General features: G+C 44.0%; 19 protein-coding genes. 14 read left to right on the top strand and 5 right to left on the bottom strand.

Annotated features, from left to right (window positions below):
- Positions 1–6 precede the first annotated feature (6 nt).
- From priA to OCK74_RS18565, 5 genes are all read right to left on the bottom strand, one after another.
- Positions 7–2,448 carry a replication restart helicase PriA gene (gene priA / locus OCK74_RS18585; protein ID WP_279298576.1) on the bottom strand — a complete coding sequence of 814 codons (2,442 nt, stop codon included), beginning with the start codon at positions 2,446–2,448 and terminating at the stop codon, positions 7–9.
- A gap of 62 nt (positions 2,449–2,510) precedes the next feature.
- The gene (locus OCK74_RS18580; RefSeq protein ID WP_279298575.1) at positions 2,511–2,933 is read right to left on the bottom strand and encodes a response regulator; all 423 of its coding nucleotides are present in this window, start codon (positions 2,931–2,933) and stop codon (positions 2,511–2,513) included.
- 244 nt (positions 2,934–3,177) lie between these two features.
- Positions 3,178–3,957, bottom strand: coding sequence for a lysophospholipid acyltransferase family protein (locus tag OCK74_RS18575; RefSeq protein ID WP_279298574.1), 780 nt, complete (start codon positions 3,955–3,957; stop codon positions 3,178–3,180).
- An 82-nt stretch (positions 3,958–4,039) separates the two neighbouring features.
- Entirely contained in the window at positions 4,040–4,969 is a 930-nt protein-coding gene (locus OCK74_RS18570; protein WP_279298573.1) for a YihY/virulence factor BrkB family protein, read from the bottom strand.
- A gap of 57 nt (positions 4,970–5,026) precedes the next feature.
- Positions 5,027–5,374: a 4Fe-4S binding protein gene (locus OCK74_RS18565; RefSeq protein ID WP_279298572.1), complete on the bottom strand. Its 348-nt coding sequence runs from the start codon at positions 5,372–5,374 to the stop codon at positions 5,027–5,029.
- A gap of 322 nt (positions 5,375–5,696) precedes the next feature.
- Here OCK74_RS18565 and nifH point away from each other — a divergent pair, with 322 nt between their 5' ends.
- The 14 genes from nifH to OCK74_RS18495 form a co-directional block, all read left to right on the top strand.
- The gene (gene nifH / locus OCK74_RS18560) at positions 5,697–6,524 is read left to right on the top strand and encodes a nitrogenase iron protein (RefSeq protein WP_279298571.1); all 828 of its coding nucleotides are present in this window, start codon (positions 5,697–5,699) and stop codon (positions 6,522–6,524) included.
- Positions 6,525–6,569: 45 nt separating this feature from the next.
- Positions 6,570–6,932 carry a P-II family nitrogen regulator gene (locus tag OCK74_RS18555; RefSeq protein WP_279298570.1) on the top strand — a complete coding sequence of 121 codons (363 nt, stop codon included), beginning with the start codon at positions 6,570–6,572 and terminating at the stop codon, positions 6,930–6,932.
- A gap of 34 nt (positions 6,933–6,966) precedes the next feature.
- Positions 6,967–7,332, top strand: a complete 366-nt coding sequence (locus OCK74_RS18550; RefSeq protein WP_279298569.1) for a P-II family nitrogen regulator — start codon at positions 6,967–6,969, stop codon at positions 7,330–7,332.
- A gap of 16 nt (positions 7,333–7,348) precedes the next feature.
- Entirely contained in the window at positions 7,349–8,965 is a 1,617-nt protein-coding gene (gene nifD / locus OCK74_RS18545) for a nitrogenase molybdenum-iron protein alpha chain (protein ID WP_279298568.1), read from the top strand.
- A gap of 23 nt (positions 8,966–8,988) precedes the next feature.
- Positions 8,989–10,371 (top strand): nitrogenase molybdenum-iron protein subunit beta, encoded by a 1,383-nt coding sequence (nifK, locus tag OCK74_RS18540; RefSeq protein WP_279298567.1) that lies wholly within the window; start codon positions 8,989–8,991, stop codon positions 10,369–10,371.
- A 22-nt stretch (positions 10,372–10,393) separates the two neighbouring features.
- On the top strand, positions 10,394–11,719 hold the full coding sequence (gene nifE, locus OCK74_RS18535) for a nitrogenase iron-molybdenum cofactor biosynthesis protein NifE (RefSeq protein WP_279298566.1): 1,326 nt from the start codon (positions 10,394–10,396) through the stop codon (positions 11,717–11,719).
- 35 nt (positions 11,720–11,754) lie between these two features.
- Complete coding sequence (locus tag OCK74_RS18530) at positions 11,755–13,155, top strand: nitrogenase component 1 (protein ID WP_279298565.1); 1,401 nt, start codon at positions 11,755–11,757, stop codon at positions 13,153–13,155.
- A 27-nt stretch (positions 13,156–13,182) separates the two neighbouring features.
- Positions 13,183–14,451: a nitrogenase cofactor biosynthesis protein NifB gene (nifB, locus tag OCK74_RS18525; RefSeq protein WP_279298564.1), complete on the top strand. Its 1,269-nt coding sequence runs from the start codon at positions 13,183–13,185 to the stop codon at positions 14,449–14,451.
- A gap of 39 nt (positions 14,452–14,490) precedes the next feature.
- Entirely contained in the window at positions 14,491–14,796 is a 306-nt protein-coding gene (locus tag OCK74_RS18520; RefSeq protein WP_279298563.1) for a (2Fe-2S) ferredoxin domain-containing protein, read from the top strand.
- 90 nt (positions 14,797–14,886) lie between these two features.
- Entirely contained in the window at positions 14,887–16,008 is a 1,122-nt protein-coding gene (locus OCK74_RS18515; RefSeq protein ID WP_279298562.1) for a homocitrate synthase/isopropylmalate synthase family protein, read from the top strand.
- A 194-nt stretch (positions 16,009–16,202) separates the two neighbouring features.
- A complete protein-coding gene (locus OCK74_RS18510) occupies positions 16,203–16,592 on the top strand; it encodes a hypothetical protein (RefSeq protein WP_279298561.1) in 390 nt (129 codons plus the stop codon).
- Positions 16,593–16,698: 106 nt separating this feature from the next.
- Positions 16,699–17,859 (top strand): putative sulfate/molybdate transporter, encoded by a 1,161-nt coding sequence (locus tag OCK74_RS18505; protein ID WP_279298560.1) that lies wholly within the window; start codon positions 16,699–16,701, stop codon positions 17,857–17,859.
- Between the two features lie 139 nt (positions 17,860–17,998).
- Positions 17,999–19,591: a sigma-54 interaction domain-containing protein gene (locus tag OCK74_RS18500; protein WP_279298559.1), complete on the top strand. Its 1,593-nt coding sequence runs from the start codon at positions 17,999–18,001 to the stop codon at positions 19,589–19,591.
- On the top strand, positions 19,578–19,933 hold a 356-nt coding region (locus OCK74_RS18495), incomplete at its 3' end, for a hypothetical protein (RefSeq protein WP_279298558.1). The genes OCK74_RS18500 and OCK74_RS18495, both read left to right, overlap by 14 nt.

The raw sequence follows: 19,933 nt of genomic DNA, 5'->3' as shown, positions 1-19,933 counted from the left end.
CCTCCCTTAAATTGCATCTACGTCCGGCACGACAACCACTGTTCTGAATTTTTTATTGGCATGAAGGATGGCGGCCTGCTTCAATAGGTCGCTTTTGCATTTGGCGATGGTCTGGCTGTCGCGGGGCAGCTTGAGCAGCATTTCCATTAAAAACATATTACGTACGCGGTTAATCACTGGTTCAGCAGGGCCAACAATATACTTCCCATAGGGGACTTCCAAAGCCTGTGCATAGGCGTAGGCCGCTTCCATCACAATGTCTCTTTCCTTGTGCTTGAAAGTGAGGTGGATAACCCGGGAAAATGGCGGGTAGAAAAACATGCGCCGCTTTTCAATTTCTTCGTTGTACATCCCGGTGTAGTCGTGTTGGGCTACGAATTGCAGCACAGGATGTGAGGGATTCCCGGATTGGATCAGCACCCTGCCGGCGCCATCCCTACGGCCTGCACGACCGCTTACCTGCTCCATCAATTGGAAGGCTCTTTCATTGACACGGAAGTCGGCAAAATGCAGGAGTCCGTCTGCATCTAATATTCCTACCAGGTCTACATTGTCAAAGTCGAGGCCTTTTACCACCATTTGTGTTCCGACCAATACATCGATCTTCTTTTGTTCAAATTGCTGGATTAATACATCATGAGCGTTTTTGTTGCGCACAGAGTCAAAGTCCATGCGGCTGATCCTGGCGTCGGGCAGGTCTGTTTCCAGCAATTCTTCAATCTTTTCTGTACCAAAGCTTTTTTGCAACAGTTTATCGCTTCCACATGCCAGGCAGGTATGGGTAGGAGGATAGATATTGCCGCAGTAATGACATTTGAGCTTGTTGCTGTATTTATGATAGGTCAGTGACACATCACAATTGCGACATTGCGCGATCCAGCCGCAAACAGAGCAAACCTGGTAAGGGGTATAGCCACGGCGATTCTGGAACAGGATCACCTGCCTGCCTTTTTCAATAGTAGCTTTAATGCCATCCAGCAATGGAGGAGAAAGCATCACTTTCTCGCCCTGCTTTTTGGGGACTTTGCGGGTGTCTACCATTTCAATCCAGGGCATTCTTACTTCGCCAAAGCGTTCCAGTAATTCTACCAGCCCGTATTTATCATTCTTTGCATTCCAATAGGTTTCCAGCGACGGTGTGGCACTGCCTAATAATACTTTCGCTCCTGTTATGGAACTTAGGTAAATGGCCGCATCCCTGCCATTATAGCGCGGAGCAGGATCCTGCTGCTTGTAAGAGGTATCGTGTTCTTCATCGCAGATGATCAGACCAAGGTCCAGGAAAGGGAGAAATAAGGAAGAACGTGCACCCAATACGATCTTCATTTCGCCAGACTTTACCTTGTTCCAGATCTCCACCCGTTCATTCTGGCTAAACTTGGAGTGGTAAATGCCAATGTAGCCACCAAAGTGCTTTTGCAAGCGCCGGATGATTTGCGAGGTAAGCGCAATTTCCGGCAACAGGTATAATACCTGCAATCCTTTGCGGATGTATTGCTCCATCAACTTGATGTATACATGTGTCTTCCCGCTGGAGGTAACGCCATGCAACAGGCATACCTGCCTGCTGTCCAGGCATTCTGTAACTTTCTGGTAGGCTTCACCTTGTGCAGGCGTTAGATCAAAATCAATCGACACATCTTTGGGCAGGTAATGTAAGCGGTCTACGCTGCGTTTCTCAGCCCTTAGAATTCCTTTATCGGTTAAAGCTTTGAGTTGCGCATCACTGGCGCCAGATTTTTTCAGCAATTCTGCTTTAGACACCTCACCTTGTGTTTTCATCAGGTGGAGGTAACTAAGCAGCAGCTCCATTTGTTTAGGAGCACGGCTCCAGTTGTTCAACAGTTCGGACAGCTTTTCTTCATTGCTGTATTCCTGTTCCAGCAAGACAAAGGTTTCTTTTTTGGGTGCGTATGCCTGTTTCAAGGACTCCCAAACAAAGCAAACCTTTTTACCAATCAGTCGGTTCACGATTGGATAAACATGCGATACATCCAATATTTGCTGTACTTCAGTGAGACGCAGTTCGTGTTTGATGTGCAAGGCTTCAGCCACCAGGTATTCTTCATTATCAAGGTCTGAAAAGTCATCTCCATATTCTTCATTGAAGACAATTACGGTCTCACTTGATAACTTAAAATGGGAGGGCAGTGCGGCAGCCATTACTTCACCTTCAGAGCACATGTAATATTCGGCCAGCCACTCCCAGAACTTTAACTGGTAGGGTTGAATAACCGGTTGTGGATCCAGCACATTCAATATCTCTTTAGGCTCAAAAGTGGAAGGTGCCCGATCGTGAATGAGCTTCACAATGCCTGCGTATCGTTTATTCTTACCGAGATTTACTTCCACACGGATGCCTGGCTGGAGTTTATCCAGGAATTCTTCCGGGATTTCCCAGGTGTAATTTTTAGGCAGTGCTAGTGGTATGATGATTTCGGCGTACATAAAGAGGCACGAAGATAGGTATCACACCATTTCAATGAAGATTAGCTTTGGCAGATATAACATTAATCAATAACAGCTTCCAATTGCGTTGGATCTGATGTGAAAACTTTATTGATGAGGTCGGTCCATTTTGATAATTCTGCGGGTTTGTTGGCAAACAAGCAGGCCCCTTTATCATAGGCCTTATACATATCCATCTGACTCAAAGAGGTTGTCAGCATCACTACCGTGACCGCCTTCAGATCTTCGTGCTGGCGTATTTCTTCCAGGCACTGAAGGCCATTTTTCCTAGGCATGTTCAGATCCAGGAAAATAATATCGGGGTGTTCCGCATTGGGTTGGTCCAGTGCTTTCATGAGCTCCACGCCATTCTTAAAGACCTTCAGTTCAGCATCCTTGCTTACTTCGCGAAGGGCCATTTCAAAAAACATCTGATCGTCGGTGTCATCATCAGCCAATACGACATTAGAAAATTTAGGTTTCATCTCACTATGGGTTTTCTATATTTCGGACCTGGTTAGCTACGGTCAATGTGTAAATTTATTTAAATGAATTAGTTCTAAAGACGATCAAAGTCACAAAATATTGTATGTGCTTTAGGTTGCTTCTGTGGATTATAGAGTGTAATATATAATTCCTTGAGAATGCAGGGAGTAATATATGAAATTTGGAAAATAAATGCAAATAATGAAAGAACCTTTATTGCGAAATCAGGGGTTTGGCTGCTGTTTATTCACTTGGTATCTTTCCCGTTTTGATCCATGAGGCCTTGTATTCAATCAGTTTGGCTTCCATCAAACTGAATACTTTTTCTTTCAGGTGCTTAGTGTCTTTGATGTGCAGTCCTTTTGTGGGAACTTCCTCGAGGAAAACAGAACGGCTCCGGCCTGGGTTGAATGTAAACAGGCTTTTGTAGTGCATCCTGTCGTAAGAGTCGAGGAGCAGGACTGGTTTGATGGGCGTACCTGTTTCAATAGCAATGCGAAAAGCGCCATCATAAAAGTGTTTCAGCGGATGTTCTGTCTCATTAAATGTGCCTTCCGGGAAAACAAGGATTGAAATTTCTTTTCTTAAAACAGACTTTAATATATGAACACTGCGCGAGCGGTTCGCAGCAGAACTTCTGTCGACGGTGACAATAGCTTTCTTATAGATATAGCCAAATATGGGCACTTTGCTTAGTTCCACTTTTCCCAGCGCCCGCAGAGGATGTCGAAAAGTTTTGACAATCAGGGCCGCATCAAGGTAGGAGATATGGTTGGCAACAAAAATGTAAGACTGGTGTTGACGGGGCTTTTGCTCAAAAATATTTTTATGCCGGATGAAGACCAACGGAAACCAGATATCGGCCCACAACACGCAAATGCGGTAAATAGCATTTCCTCCCTTTATACGGCCGAAAAATGAAGCTATGATAACGAACGGAAAAACCAGCAGCATGATGACTACGAAAAGCAGCAGGGCATATAGGGTGTATAATATTTGCAGTGGCTTGATCAGCAGTTTCATGCGGTTTATTAAAGATACAAGTATAGAAGATTAATGGGACATTAAGGAGTTGCTGATTTGGAGATTTCGAAATCTTGGGATTTTATGAGTTGGGGTTATGGAAATTTTTTACCTGTTGATTGGGTTGCAAATCAGAAAAAGCATAGTCCCGGGGACGGATGCCGGATCCAAATCTAATGGCATATGCTTTTGAAAACTCAGCTCCAAAATACAGGATCAGAGAGGAGTAGTATACCCACACCAACAATACAACCAATGAGCCTGCTGCGCCATAAGCGCTTCCAATATCGCTTTTGCCTATGTAGAACGATATGGCGAAACGGCCAATCATAAATAAAATGGCTGTCACGATAGCACCTGGCCACACATCTTTCCATTTTAGCCTGGCGTCTGGCAGTATTTTGAAAATGATGGCAAACAATAAGGTGGCCATGCCTAATGTGAGCGCAAGACTAATGATATAAAAAATGACCACTCCGGCCCCTGGAATCATTTCCTTCAGGGTTTTTCCCAGTGCTTCTGCAAGCGCTGTAGCGACCAATGATACCAGGAACAGAAAGCCGAGGCTTGCAATAACGCCAAATGAAACCAGGCGTTTGAGGAACGTTCTCATCAAGCCCTGGTTTGGTTTTAACTTTAAATGCCAGATGCCATTGATGGAGTCCTGTATTTCTGCGAAAACAGAAGTGGCACCAATGAATAATGTGATGATACCAATAATGGCAGCTACCTTACCCTGCTTGCTTATAGATATATTTTTGATGATCTCCTGAAGTTGAAGTGCTGCGCCCTCACCTACTACTTCCTGGATCTGGCTAGTGAGTGAGCCTTCAACTGCTTGTTTCCCTAAAAATATACCTACCAGGTAAATAATGACCAGCAGCATAGGCCCTAATGAAAAAAGGGTGAAATATGCTAATGAACCACCCAGCTTTGGGACTTTATCGTCTGTAAACCCTTTATACGAATCCTTTAAAACTTCCCAAATGCCTTTGAGTGTTGGTTTTTGCATGTAGCTGTTTCCTGCAATACATGCAAAAAGATAACCAAAACCGGTAGTTGGTTTTGGTTAACCGTGCAGTCTTACTTTCTTGCTTAATAATTCATCGACTGTTTCCGGGTATAGCAGATCCGGAACACAACTATCTACCGGGCAAACCGAAGCACATTGAGGTTCGTCAAAGAATCCTTGACATTCGGTGCATTTGCTAGGTACAACATAATATACGTCTGATGAATAAGGTGCCATCTTTTGTTCAGCGGCAACATCTGTTCCGTCCATTAGTACAAAGAATCCACTGATATTAGTACCCTTTCCAATGGTCCACTTCCTTCCGCCTTCATAAATAGCATGATTGGGGCATTCCGATTCACAAGCTCCGCAGTTGATGCATTTATCTAATATTTTAAATGCCATAAGTATTGGTTTTGAATATTTGAAAATGTCTGACTGTACAAATGTACTTACAGGGGCAGGTCCTAAAAACTGATTGTAATCATAAGTGTTTGTGTGTCAGTTATTTGTGGTTACGAAATTGTATGCAATTTCAACAAGTTCCTACAAAAATGTAGTTTTTTAATGATCAAGGTATTAGATAAAATAATATGTAAAAAAATATAAAAGATGCAATGCTGTGTAAATCAATGCTATAAAAAATAAGATATTAAAGTAGGTAATTATGTGTGTCAATTACGGCACTTTGGTTGCCAATAAACCAGCAAAAGCAAAAAACTGGATTATGAGAAAAGTAGCAATTTATGGCAAGGGTGGTATTGGGAAAAGCACCACTACCCAAAATACAGTGGCAGGCCTGGTAGAAGCAGGGAAAAAGGTTATAGTTGTGGGTTGTGACCCCAAAGCTGACTCTACACGTCTCTTGTTAGGTGGTCTCGCACAAAAAACCGTATTGGATACACTGAGGGAAGAAGGTGAAGACGTAGAACTGGATGACGTTGTGAAGACAGGTTTTAGAGGAACCCGTTGCGTTGAGTCTGGCGGTCCTGAACCTGGTGTAGGCTGTGCTGGTCGTGGTATCATCACTTCGATTAACCTATTGGAGCAATTAGGTGCTTACGATGAAAACGAGTTTGATACTGATTATGTGTTTTACGATGTATTGGGTGACGTTGTATGCGGCGGATTTGCAATGCCTATGCGGGAAGGTAAAGCGCAGGAAATCTACATTGTTTGTTCTGGAGAGATGATGGCCATGTATGCCGCTAACAACATCAGTAAAGGCATTGTAAAGTTTGCTGAAGCCGGTGGCGTTCGCCTGGGCGGACTCATCTGCAACAGTCGTAAAGTAGACAACGAGCAAAACATGATTGAGGAGTTTGCCCGCAGACTGGGTACTCAAATGATCCATTTTGTTCCTCGCGACAATATGGTTCAGCGTGCCGAGATCAACCGCAAAACAGTAATAGATTTTGACCCTACCCATGGACAGGCAGATGAATACCGCGCACTAGCCAGGAAGATCGATGAAAATAAAATGTTTGTGATTCCAAAGCCACTTGAGATTGAAGAATTGGAAAGCCTGCTGATCGAATACGGCGTGGTGAATTGATGAATGATATCAACCCCATTACTAAATACAAACAGAAATAATATCATGTTACTTATAAGAGCAATCGTTCGTCCGGAAAAGTCAGGTGCAGTATTAAAAGCACTCATTGATGCAGGTTTTCCTGGAGCAACCAAAATGTCAGTATTCGGCCGCGGTAAACAACGTGGTTTAAAGGTAGGAAACATCACTTATGACGAGCTTCCTAAAGAGTTATTGTTGATCGTCATCAAAGATGCTGATAAAGACTTTGTCGTAAATACCATCATTCAGGCAGCCCGTACTTCTGAAAAAGGCGCTTTTGGAGATGGAAAGATCTTTATCACACCTGTGATAGAAAGCTATACTATTTCAAGCGGTGCAAAAGAAACAGAAGCTAGTGTACAAGTTGAAGCTGTTTCTAAGAACTAACAGGTAATCATTCATTGAATAAAACAAAAAGCGCATGAAATTAATCCTGGCGATTATTCGCATCAGCAAAATGAATGAGACCAAAAAGGCATTGTCCGATGCTGGCCTCCCTTCTTTTACCGCTATGGGCGTTTTGGGACGGGGCAATACAATCAACAGCCAACCAGAAGAATTGCCCGTTGCAGATGCTGAGGGTGAAGAGGTGTTGGTAAAATCCCGGTTAAAAGCCAAGCGGATGATCACCCTAGTGGTTTCCGATGATAAAAAAGATTTAGCAGTAAAGACCATCATCAATACGAATCAAACTAAAAAAAGCGGCGACGGAAAAATCTTCATCCTGGAAGCGCTGGATTCAGTAAGCGTTCGTACTGCTGAAAAGGGCGACAAAACATTAGATTAATTTAAACTAACTATTTATGGCTCATATAGAGATGGATCCACAAAGGTGGAAACAGGAGGTATTGAAAAAATATCCAAAGAAAGTTGCCAAGAAAAGAGAAAAATCGATCGTTGTCCATGACGGTGCAGAAGTACTTCAAAAGATCCAGGCAAATGTGCGTACGATTCCGGGCATCATTACCCAACGTGGATGTACATACGCTGGCTGTAAGGGTGTGGTGTTAGGGCCAACCCGTGACATTGTAAACCTTGTACACGGACCTATAGGCTGTAGTTTTTATGCCTGGCTAACGCGTCGCAACCAAACACTGCCGCCAACTCCGGAATCAGAAAACTTTATGAACTACTGCTTCTCTACAGATATGCAGGATTCCAATATCGTTTTCGGTGGTGAGATCAAATTAAAGCAGGCTGTACGCGAAGTGTTTGAAATCTTCAAACCTAAAAGCATTGGCATCTTTTCTACCTGCCCTGTAGGTTTGATCGGTGACGACGTGCATGCTGTTGCGCGTGAAATGAAAGAAGAACTCGGTATCAACATCTTCGGGTTCAGTTGTGAAGGTTATAAAGGTGTCAGCCAAAGTGCCGGTCACCACATCGCTAACAACGCTCTCATGAAACACGTAATTGGTTTGCGTGATGAAGCGCCTAAAGGCAAGTATAAAGTAAACATGCTGGGTGAATATAACATTGGTGGAGATGCATTTGAGTTGGAGCGCATTTTCGAAAAATGTGGTTTGACGCTAATTTCCTCCTTTAGTGGTAACTCAACGATCGAACAATTTGAGCGTGCCCACATGGCCGACCTGAACGTAGTGATGTGTCACCGTTCTATCAACTACGTGGCTGAAATGATGGAAAAGAAATTCGGTATTCCCTGGTTCAAAGTCAACTTCATTGGTGCTGAAGCTACTGCCAAATCACTTCGTAAGATTGCCGAATATTTTGGCGACCAGGAGTTGATCGATCGTGTAGAAGAAGTGATCGCTGAAGAAATGGTAATTGTGAAGAAAGAACTGGAAGTGATCTATCCGCATACACAGGGTAAACTGGCAATGATGTTTGTGGGCGGTTCACGCGCACACCATTACCAGGAGTTGTTTACTGAGTTAGGCATGAGCACTATTGCTGCCGGTTATGAATTCGGCCATCGCGATGACTATGAAGGTCGCCGCGTCATTCCCACCATTCAAATAGATGCCGATAGCCGCAATATTGAGGAATTAACTATTGAGGCTGATGAAACCCGCTTCAACCCCCGTATCACAGAAGAAAGGAAAGCTGAGCTCGAAAGCAAAGGCTGTGGTTTCAACGATTACGAAGGTATGATGGTTGATATGGCAAAAGGTGCATTGGTTATCGATGACCTGAGTCATTATGAAATGGAGAAGCTCATAGAAGCCTATCACCCGGATGTATTCTGTGCAGGTATCAAAGAAAAATACTGTGTTCAGAAAATGGGTATCCCACTTAAGCAGCTTCATAGCTATGACTATGGTGGCCCTTATGCAGGCTTTGGAGGCGCCGTTAATTTCTACAAGGATATTGATATGATCGTCAATACCAGCATCTGGAAAATGATCAAAGCTCCCTGGGAAGCAGAACCAGTTATTGAAGCAGAATTCGCAGTTTAAATCATCAAAAAGAAGAAAATTTTATGCTTTTACGTCATACATCAGACACGATCATCGAAAGGGAAGCGCTCACGGTGAATCCTGCTAAGACCTGCCAGCCCATAGGGGCCATGTATGCGGCACTAGGTATCCATGGATGCCTGCCTCATAGTCATGGTTCACAAGGCTGCTGTTCCTATCACCGAAGTGCACTTACGCGCCATTATAAAGAACCCGTAATGGCTGCTACCAGCTCATTTACAGAAGGTTCATCGGTTTTTGGGGGACAGGCAAACTTGTTACAGGCAGTTGAAACCATCTTTACCGTTTACAATCCCGATGTGATTGCAGTACATACTACCTGTCTTTCTGAAACCATTGGTGATGATGTGAACCAAATTCTGCAGAAAGCAAGAGATGAAAATTATGTTCCTGCCGGTAAGTATGTGATCCATTGCAATACGCCAAGTTATGTAGGTTCCCATGTTACTGGTTATGCCAACATGGTCACATCCATGGTGAAATATTTCTCTGCGAAGAGCGCTACTAAAAAAGACCAGGTAAACCTCATTTGCGGATGGGTAGAACCCAGTGATATGCGAGAGATCAAGCGAATCGCAGCAACTATGGGCGCTAAGATTGTTTTGTTTCCGGATACATCCGATGTTTTGGATACACCTATGACAGGAAAGCATGAGTTCTATCCAAAAGGAGGTGTCACTATACCCGAGTTGATCAGCACAGGTGACAGCAAGTACACCATTGGTCTTGGATCCTTTTGCAGTGAAGAAGCAGCTACCCTGTTGGAAAACAAGTGCAAAGTAAAATTCAGCATACAAGATTTACCAATCGGTTTAAAAGCTACAGATAGATTCCTTGTAGCCTTGAGCCGTGCAGCCGGAGTAAAAGTCCCTGATTCGATCACAGAAGAACGCGGACGCCTGATCGATATGATCGCCGATATGCACAAATACCTCTACGGCAAACGTGTTGCTTTATGGGGCGATCCTGATACGCTGGTTCCGCTTACGGAATTCTTGCTCACTATGGATATGAAACCTGTATACATTGTCAGTGGTACACCAGGCAAGAAGTTCGAGGAGTCTATGAAATCCCTGCTTACTGAAAAAGTTCCGGAAGCAAAATACAAAAACGGTGAGAGGGCCGATATGTTCCTGCTCCACCAATGGATCAAACAAGAGCCGGTGGACCTGTTGATCGGAAATACTTATGGCAAGTATATCGCCCGCGATGAAAACATTCCGTTTATACGCATGGGCTTTCCTATTCTGGACCGCGTTGGGCATAGCTATTTCCCTGCGGTTGGTTATACTGGAGCGATGCGTTTACTCACAAGTATCCTGAATGCCATCCTCGATAAAGAAGATCGTGAATGTAGAGAAGAAAAAGTTGAGTTGACAATGTAACCCCCACATAAAACACAAAGGCATGAGCTCGTTTCTGATAGAACGTAAAAGGCAAATCTTTCGCAGTGGAGCAGATCAACATGAAATGCTTTGTTCCCGTCCCAGCGTAGCAGGTTCGGTAAGTCAGCGGGCTTGTGTATTTTGTGGTTCCCGCGTAGTATTGTATCCTATTGCAGATGCCTTGCATCTCATTCATGGGCCTATAGGGTGTGCTGCTTACACCTGGGACATCCGGGGTGCATTGTCTTCCGGGCCAGAAATCCATCGCCTAAGCTTTTCAACCGATTTAAGAGAGAAAGACATTGTTTTTGGTGGTGAAAGCAAGTTGTACCTGTCTTTGGTCGAACTGATTGTTCGTTACCAGCCGAAAGCCGCTTTTGTTTATTCCACTTGCATTGTTGGTGTGATTGGCGATGACCTGGAAGCTGTTTGCAAAAGGGTAAGTAAAGAAAAAGGCCTTTCTGTGATTCCGGTGCAGGCGCCCGGATTCCAGGGCACTAAAAAGGACGGTTATAAAGTAGCATGTGAGGCATTGGCAACATTGGTGGGAACAGGAGATCGAGAGGTGCCGGAGATCAGCATTAACATCCTTGGCGACTTTAACATTGCCGGTGAGTTATGGCTGTTGCTGGATTATTATAAGCGCATGGGTATATATGTAAATGCTACTATTACTGGCGATGGCAGGGTAGATGATGTACGCAGCGCGCACAAGGCTTCATTGAATGTAGTACAGTGCTCCGGTTCGATGATGTATTTGGCTAAGATCATGAAGGAGGAGTATGGGGTTCCTTTTATGAAGGTGTCTTATTTCGGCCTGGAAGATATGTCAGATGCTTTGTATGAAGTAGCTAAGTTTTTTAAAAGCGCTGCATTGATGTCCAAAGCAAAGGAAATCGTAAGAGAAGAATTTGGTCGCCTCATGCCTGTGCTCAAAGAGTATCGCGAAAAACTGGAAGGAAAGAAAGCCGCTGTTTATGTAGGTGGTTCCTTCAAAGCAATTTCACTGATCAAAGCATTACGTTTAATCGGTGTGCAAACTGTAGTGGTGGGTTCACAAACCGGTACAACAGAAGACTACGAACTCATTCAAAACTTGTGTGATGAAGGTACGATCATCGTTGATGATTCTAATCCCATAGAGTTGTCCGCATTCGTAAAGGAAACAGGTGCCGACATTTTTATCGGGGGAGTAAAAGAACGTCCTATTGCCTATAAGCTGGGACTTGGTTTTTGTGATCACAATCACGAACGTAAAGAGGCGCTCGCCGGTTATGAGGGCATGATCAATTTCGCAAAAGAAATATATGCTACTGCTATGAGTCCGGTATGGCAATTTACAAGGTAAGGAAGTATACAATCGAATATTAAAATCGTTCGTCAATGACTGGTGCAATCAAAAATACAGGCACATGGGCTTCTACACGCAATGCGTGCAAGTTGTGTGCTCCGCTAGGTGCGAGCATTGTGTTCAAGGGTATTAAAGGTTGTGTTCCCATGATCCATGGTTCGCAGGGATGTGCAACTTACATCCGCAGGTACATGATCAGTCATTACAAAGAACCTGTGGACATTGCTTCTTCCAACTTCAGTGAAGAGACTACCATCTTTGGCGGACGTGCCAACTTTAGTACTGGCGTTGACAACCTGGTCGCCCAATACCAACCGGAAGTCATTGGTATTGCTTCTGCTTGTTTGAGTGAAACCATCGGGGAGGATATTCATGGATTTATACGCGAATACCGTGCCGCAAACAGAAATAAACCGTTGCCGGAATTTGTGCATGCTTCCACCCCCAGTTATCAAGGTTCGCATATGGATGGTTTTCACCATGCTGTTACAGCTACTGTTTCTGCTTTGGCAAGGAAGGGGAAAACCGGAGGTCATATCAATATATTCCCGGGTTTTATATCTCCGGAAGATATCCGTCATCTGAAAGATATTTTGAGTGATTTTGGCATTCCATATGTATTGTTTCCGGATTATTCTGATACGCTTGATAATCCTCACTGGAAGGAATATCAATTGATCCCCGAAGGAGGTACTTCTGTTGGTGAGCTCAAACTTACCGGGTCAGCTAAAGTTTCCATTGAATTGGGATACGTCTTTCAACAGGGGAGGTATAAAGATAGCCTCAAGGGTAACCAGAAATTTCAAACGGCAGCTGAATGGCTGCGGCAGGCTTACGACATTCCTTTTTACAAAGGCGGTTTACCTATTGGATTAAAAGAAACTGACCGCTTTTTCAAAGTGTTGGAAGATATCTCTGGAAAGCCAACACCTGAAAGACACCTGCGTGAAAGAGGCCGGCTGATTGATGCTTATGTGGATGGCCACAAATATCACTTTGGAAAACGTGCTGTAGTGTTCGGAGAAGAAGATCTTGTGATTGGTATTGTTTCCTTCCTGGAAGAAATCGGGATTGAAACTGTGCTGGTGGCGTCTGGTGGGGCAAGTGGAAAGTTGAAAGCTGCCATAGACACCGTAACAGGGGGCAAAAGGAAGCACATGCTGGTGATGAATGAAATGGACTTTGAAGGGATCAATGAGATCACCGACGAGTTGAAGCCTGACATTTTCATAGGCAACAGTAAAGGATACTATATCAGTCGCCGAATGGGTAAGCCACTGGTCCGTGTTGGTTTTCCCATTCACGACCGCTTTGGGGGCCAAAGGGTACAGCACATAGGATACAAAGGCACGCAACAATTATTTGACCGCATCACCAATGCACTGATTGAATACAAACAGGAACATTCAAGCGTAGGGTATAAGTATATATAGGGAATTAACTAATTAAAAAAACTGCTTATGACAGAGATAAACACAATTGCCGCTCATCCTTGCTTTGATGTGAAGGCCCGGCATACCCATGCAAGGGTTCACTTGCCTGTAGCTCCTAAATGCAATATCTCATGTAATTATTGCAACCGCAAGTTTGACTGTGTAAACGAAAGCCGGCCAGGCGTTACTTCTGCAGTGCTAAGTCCCTGGCAAGCTGCTGAATACTTAAAAGAACTAAATAAGCATATTGAGAACCTTTCTGTGATTGGTATTGCTGGTCCGGGCGACCCATTTGCCAACCCGGAAGAAACCCTTCAAACGATGCGGCTGGCCAAGCAGGCTTTTCCGGAAAAGATATTCTGTTTGTCTACCAATGGATTGAACCTGAAGACATACATTGATGAAATAGCAGCATTAGGTGTTACACATGTAACCATCACCATCAACGCTGTTGATCCAACCATCACCAGTCAAATCTATTCCTGGGTTCGCTATGAAAAGAAGATTTACCGGGGTATTGCCGCCGCCCAGTTGATCCTGAAAAACCAACTCGAATGCATTCCGCTGCTCAAGAAGAAGGGTATCACGGTAAAAATCAATTCTGTTATTCTGCCTGGTATCAATGATCACCATATAGAAGAAGTAGCCAAAACTGTGTCAGCACTTGGTGCAGACATCATGAACTGTATCCCGGTAGTGCCTACAAAGGATACTGTCTTTGAAGGCATTGAGAAGCCCTCCAGTGCTGTGATGTCATCCGTGCGCAGCCAGGCAAAAGCGCATTTGAACCTTATGACCCACTGCGCCCGTTGCAGGGCTGATGCTGCAGGCCTGCTTGGCCAGGATTACCAAGGCGCGTACGACATGTTGCAGGAGTTTGCACTCAGACCTGTAGTTCCTACAGAAGACCGTCCTAATGCTGCCGTTGCTACCCGTGAAGGTGCCCTTGTCAACATGCACCTCGGAGAAGCCGATTCTCTATACATTTTCAAACAGACAGCAAATGGTTTCCAGTTTGTCGAAGAGCGGGATACCCCGGCATCCGGTACGGGTGACGGCCGCTGGAAAGAGCTGGCTGAGACATTGAAAGACTGCCGCGCGATCTTAGTTGAAGGCGTAGGTGAGAAGCCGTTGAAAATTTTACAAGCCTCGGGTATCAGGGTCATTCAAATGACAGGTATCATCGATGCCGGTCTTGATGGCGTATACAATGGGAAAGCCATCAAGACGGTACAAAAGGCTGATGCCTTTAAATGTGGCGCTACCTGCAGGGGCACAGCGACAGGGTGTGCATAAAACAATCAATCATCAATAACAAACTATAAAATTTCAGACATGAAAAAGCCTGAGTTCCATATTCTGTTGTGCAACTCTTACCGCATAGCAGGTGATGCAAAAGGTGCCTGCAACAAAAAGAATGCACCCGCTATTATTCAATACATGATAGAAGAAGCGGCAGATCGTGGTATGGATGTAACCGTTTCCAGCACGGGTTGCCTGAATGTTTGTGCACAAGGTCCTGTAATGGTGATTCATCCCAATAACTATTGGTATGGAGCTGTTGATGAAGATGCTGTTGATGAAATATTGGATGCATTGGAAGAAGGCAAAGCTGTAGATAAGTATTTAATTTCTGATTAAGGATAAATGTTATTCAATCTGTAGGCAAGAACACGGTTGCCATCCCCCGGTAAAGAATTCAATAACCTAAAAGAAAAGGAGGAACTTTCAATGCTCACAAAAGCAATTCATCTGATTGACTCGACACTGAGGGACGGAGAACAGGCTCCTGGCGTTGTGTTCAGTCAAAAGGAAAAGTTACAGATCGCTCAATTACTTGATGAAGCCGGTATACCAGAAGTGGAAGTTGGAGCGCCGGCCATTGGTGCTCAGGAAGTGGAAGATATCAGGGTGATTGGCAAAGAAGGATTCCACTTCAAAACAGTGGCCTGGTGCCGTGCTACCATGAAAGACCTGGAGGCAGCTGGCAAATGCGCAACCAATGGTGTGAATATTTCATTTCCCGTTTCAGATATTCATCTGAAAGCTATGGGCAAGGACCGGCAGTGGATCATGAAAACAATGCCGAAGTTGATGCAGTATGCCCGTGACCATTTTGAATACATTGCTATTGGTGCACAGGATGCTTCGCGCACAGAATATTCTTTTCTGTACGACTATATGAGTGAGGCCATGCAACAAGGTGCCTGCAGGATACGTATAGCGGATACAGTAGGTATACTTAACCCTGTTTCAACAGCAACGCTCTTTCAAAAGATCAGGAGTCATTTCCCGGAAATCTCTATAGAGTTCCATGGGCACAATGATCTGGGTATGGCTACCGCTAATACTTTTATGGCATTAAGCTCCGGTGCTGATGCTGCCAGTGTTACCGTGAATGGTCTGGGCGAACGTGCTGGTAATGCTGCATTGGAAGAAGTCGTGATGGCGCTTGAGTTAAGCTCTGTTATTCAACACAATATTAAAACAACTGTGCTAAGCCGGCTTTCTAAATTGGTGAGCGAAGCCTCAGGAAGAATGCTGGCAGAAGACAAGCCGATAACAGGCGGGAAAGTATTAAGTCATGAGTCGGGTGTTCATACCAACAGCTTATTGAAAGACCGGCGCACTTACCAGATCATTGATGCTGCTTCTATAGGGAGTGAGGAGGGAGAGTTCGTATTTGGGAAACATTCCGGCAGGCATGCCCTGATCTCGTTCTTACAAAGCAAATCAATATTCCTTACCAGGGAAGAATCAAACGAGATCCTTAATGAAATCAAGGAGATCTCTGCACAGTGGAAGAGGGCACTTTCTCCCGATGAAGTGGAATACCTGTATATGAATATGTAAGGGGGGCTTGAAGGACTATTGGTGACAGTTCGTTATGATAAAGACAGGGACCAAATCCTACATAAAGGAACGCTTCGAATTTTAAATGGTTCCTGTCTTTATTATATCCAAGCATCTATTCCTGATTGTTGTATAAGATTGGCTTGCCATCATGAAATTCAATCTATATTATTTCATCATACAAACTCCTGTTTATGATCAGTGATGCTACTCCAAACAGTTTTATCAAAGAAGCCAATGAATTTTATAAAGTGGCCGTAGGTGGAGTGAAGAAGAAAAAGGTCTTCACCAACGAAATCTTATACAATCTGATTTCCATTTCTATGGAGAAATACTTTATGGGCTTTCTTACATCTAGGAACCAACTACCTCAATGTCATACGCTGAAAAACATGATCAATGAAATGAAGTCCCTGGTCGAGGTCAATGAAAGTATCGTGCAGAAAATGTACTATTTCGATGACGTGCAGCAGATCTGTTCCCTCATCGATTACCATAGAAAAACAATTTCAGATCATGATATCAATGAAATGATCTCAGTGCTTGGAGCAGTAAAGGAATTGGTGGATAAGAACCTGAATTGATGAAGCCGAACCGGGTTTAGCGATTGGAAGTAACGGGAGGGAGATGAAGCCAGAGCACAACCAGGTTTTAAAAAATGAGTAAGAAAGAAATTCATAAAGCAAGAAAATGATGCGTATAGGAAAAATAAAATTTGACCGTAATGAACTCTCAGGATCATTCGGTGATATAGGCACAGATTTGCCCTTGTTGATAGGGATTATCCTGGCCTCTGGTATTGATACGGCAAGTGCTTTGATCATGTTTGGCCTGATGCAGGTGTTGACTGCTGTTAAGTATAGTATACCAATGTCTGTACAGCCTCTAAAAGCATTCGCTACCATTGTCATAGCACAGAAACTTACTGGTGATGTCATTTTCGCTGGCGGACTGGTTATAGGCATCATCATGTTCCTGCTGACAATTTCGGGGCTGATCGAGAAGTTGGCTGTACTGGTTCCAAAACCTGTTGTTCGTGGTATTCAGTTTGGGCTGGGTATCCAGTTGAGCATGCTGGCGATTAAGAATTACATTGGCCTTGGTTCTTTAGAAGCGTATGTTCTTTCAGGCGTTGCCTTTATTGTCGGACTTCTGTTGTTAGGGAACCGAAAGTATCCGCCTGCTATCTTTATCATTCTATTGGGTGTTGTATATGCTATTTTCCGGACTGATGTTCAGTCCGGAAAGATCATATCTGGGATCAAACTTCATTGGCCTCAATTGCATTATCATTTTAAAATGGCAGACATGCTTACCGGGTTTTTCCTTCTCGCACTGCCACAGATTCCCCTTTCACTGGGAAATTCCATTTTAGCAACCAGGCAAATTGTGCGTGACTTGTTTCCGGAAAAGAAACTAACGGCCAGTAAGATCAGCATGACTTATTCACTGATGAATATCATCAATCCATTTTTTTGTGGTATTCCTACTTGTCATGGTTCCGGCGGTATGGCCGGTCATTACATATTTGGGGCACGCACGGCGGGCTCTATAGTGATCTATGGCAGTTTTTTTCTGATCACGGGCCTGTTCTTTTCGGATAATTTTCAAATTATCGTCAAATTATTCCCGCTGCCGGTATTGGGAGTGATCCTGTTTTTCGAAAGCCTTACATTGATTTCCCTGATCAAAGATGTCGCAACGCAAAAAAACGACCTGTTTACGGCATTGGCGGTAGGCCTGATCTGCGCCTTTCTTCCTTTTGGATATGGAATTGGTTTAATGTACGGTTTAGTACTTCACTATTGCCGATTACCAAGAATGCAACAAGTAATAGAAGATATTAAATAATTTTCACAATGATGTGTGTCAGTTTATTTCATATTGGATATTGATAGCTTTGAACGTGTTCGACACAGCGTTCCTGATTGTTTTCCATCTGGCTTTCCTGCTATCGATGCTTACCATGACATATATAAATTGATATGCTATGTTAGCTTGTTGTGTTAGAAGGGGCAGGGATTGTTACGGGGAATCCGAATTGCCCTTATTGTTTGGCATTAGTAGCCTCCTGAATCAAACAAAGGATATTAAAGACGTCATGTATCCAATCCTGGAGTTGATGAGCCAATACATTAATACGCGGCGCAGTATGATCACCATTTTAAACCGTAAGTCTTCTAAGATATTTATTGAAGATGCTTATGGTTTGACCCCGCAGGCAAAGGCCAGGGGCGTTTACAGCCTGGGTGAGGGAATTACGGGAATGGTGGTGAAAACCGGATGCTCTATAGTGATTCCGGATATATCGAAGGATAGTCGTTTTTTGAACAAGACAGGATTTGATCTGTTAAGAAACCAGGGTGCTTCTTTTGTTTGTGTGCCCATACAGGCAGATGATGGAACGATTGGCACCATCAGTATTTTCAGATTCAAAACTGATAATTTCTCAGTTTCACAAGATCAGAAAACACTGAGTATTATAGGTTCATTGATTGCACAATCTGTGAAAATGCGACAGGAGCAGATTGAGGAGTTGGAAAAGTTGAAACGTGAAAATGAGAAGCTGAGTGAGGCGCTGAGAGGCATCAATAAACCTGCGAATATTATCGGGAACTCAGGTAAGATGCAGGAAGTATATCAATTGCTTCATACTGTGGCACCTACTAATGCAACGGTTTTAATACGTGGCGAAAGTGGAGTGGGTAAGGAGTTAATAGCGGAAGCTATTCATAATGCAAGTTCCAGGGCAGGCATGCCTTTCATAAAAGTTAATTGCTCCGCATTACCTGAAAACCTGATCGAGAGTGAATTGTTTGGTCATGAAAAAGGTTCTTTCACGGGCGCGGAAGGATTAAGAAAGGGACGTTTTGAATTGGCTGAGAAGGGTACCATCTTCCTGGACGAGATCGGTGACCTTCCCCTTTCCACCCAGGTAAAGTTGTTGAGGGTATTGCAACAAAGAGAGTTTGACAGGGTGGGTGGTACGAAAACCCTGAAAGCAGACGTGCGTGTTATTGCTGCAACCAATCGCAACCTGGAAGAACTGATAAAGGAGAATAAGTTTCGTGAGGACCTGTTTTATCGCATCAATGTTTTTCCCATTTATGTACCCCCACTGCGCGAACGGAGAAATGATATTCCTGCGCTGGCAGACCATTTCGTAGCCAAGTTTAACCGGATCAATGGTTCAAGGATCAAGCGGATCTCCAGTTGTGCCATCGACCTGCTGATGTTGTATAAATGGCCTGGCAATATCCGGGAACTGGAAAATTGTATTGAACGGGCATGCATACTAAGTACCGATGAAGTGATCCGCTCCGTTAATCTTCCCCCCACGTTGCAAACCGCCGAATCGTCTCATACAGAGCGAAAAGGCACACTGGAAAAGGTATTGGAGGGAGTAGAAAAACAGATGATCATTGATACGCTCACTGGCACTAAGGGCAATATGGCCAAGGCTGCAGAGATCATGGGCATTACAGAAAGAATTTTGGGCCTTCGCATCAGGAAATACGAAATCAACCCAAGGCTATATAAAAGTTTACGATCAAATAAAATACAAGAGAATGAGTATTACTGAAATCATAGATGGTAACCAGGCAGCAGCTCATATTGCTTACAAAACCAGTGAAGTCTGTGCTATTTATCCCATCACTCCTTCTTCGGCCATGGGTGAATGGGCAGATGAATGGAGCAGCGATGAAAGGACTAACATTTTCGGTCAAGTGCCTACCATAATGGAAATGCAGAGCGAAGCCGGTGCTGCTGGTGCTATCCACGGCGCCTTGCAGGGCGGTGCCTTGGCCTCTACCTTTACCTGTTCCCAGGGGCTGCTGTTGATGATCCCCAATATGTATAAGATTGCAGGCGAATTAACCCCTACAGTTTTCCATATTGCAGCCCGTGCGCTGGCAACACATGC

The organism is Paraflavisolibacter caeni (assembly GCF_025628885.1).
GTDB classification, from domain to species: domain Bacteria; phylum Bacteroidota; class Bacteroidia; order Chitinophagales; family Chitinophagaceae; genus Flavisolibacter; species Flavisolibacter caeni.
This window is presented reverse-complemented; position numbering and strand designations above follow the sequence as displayed.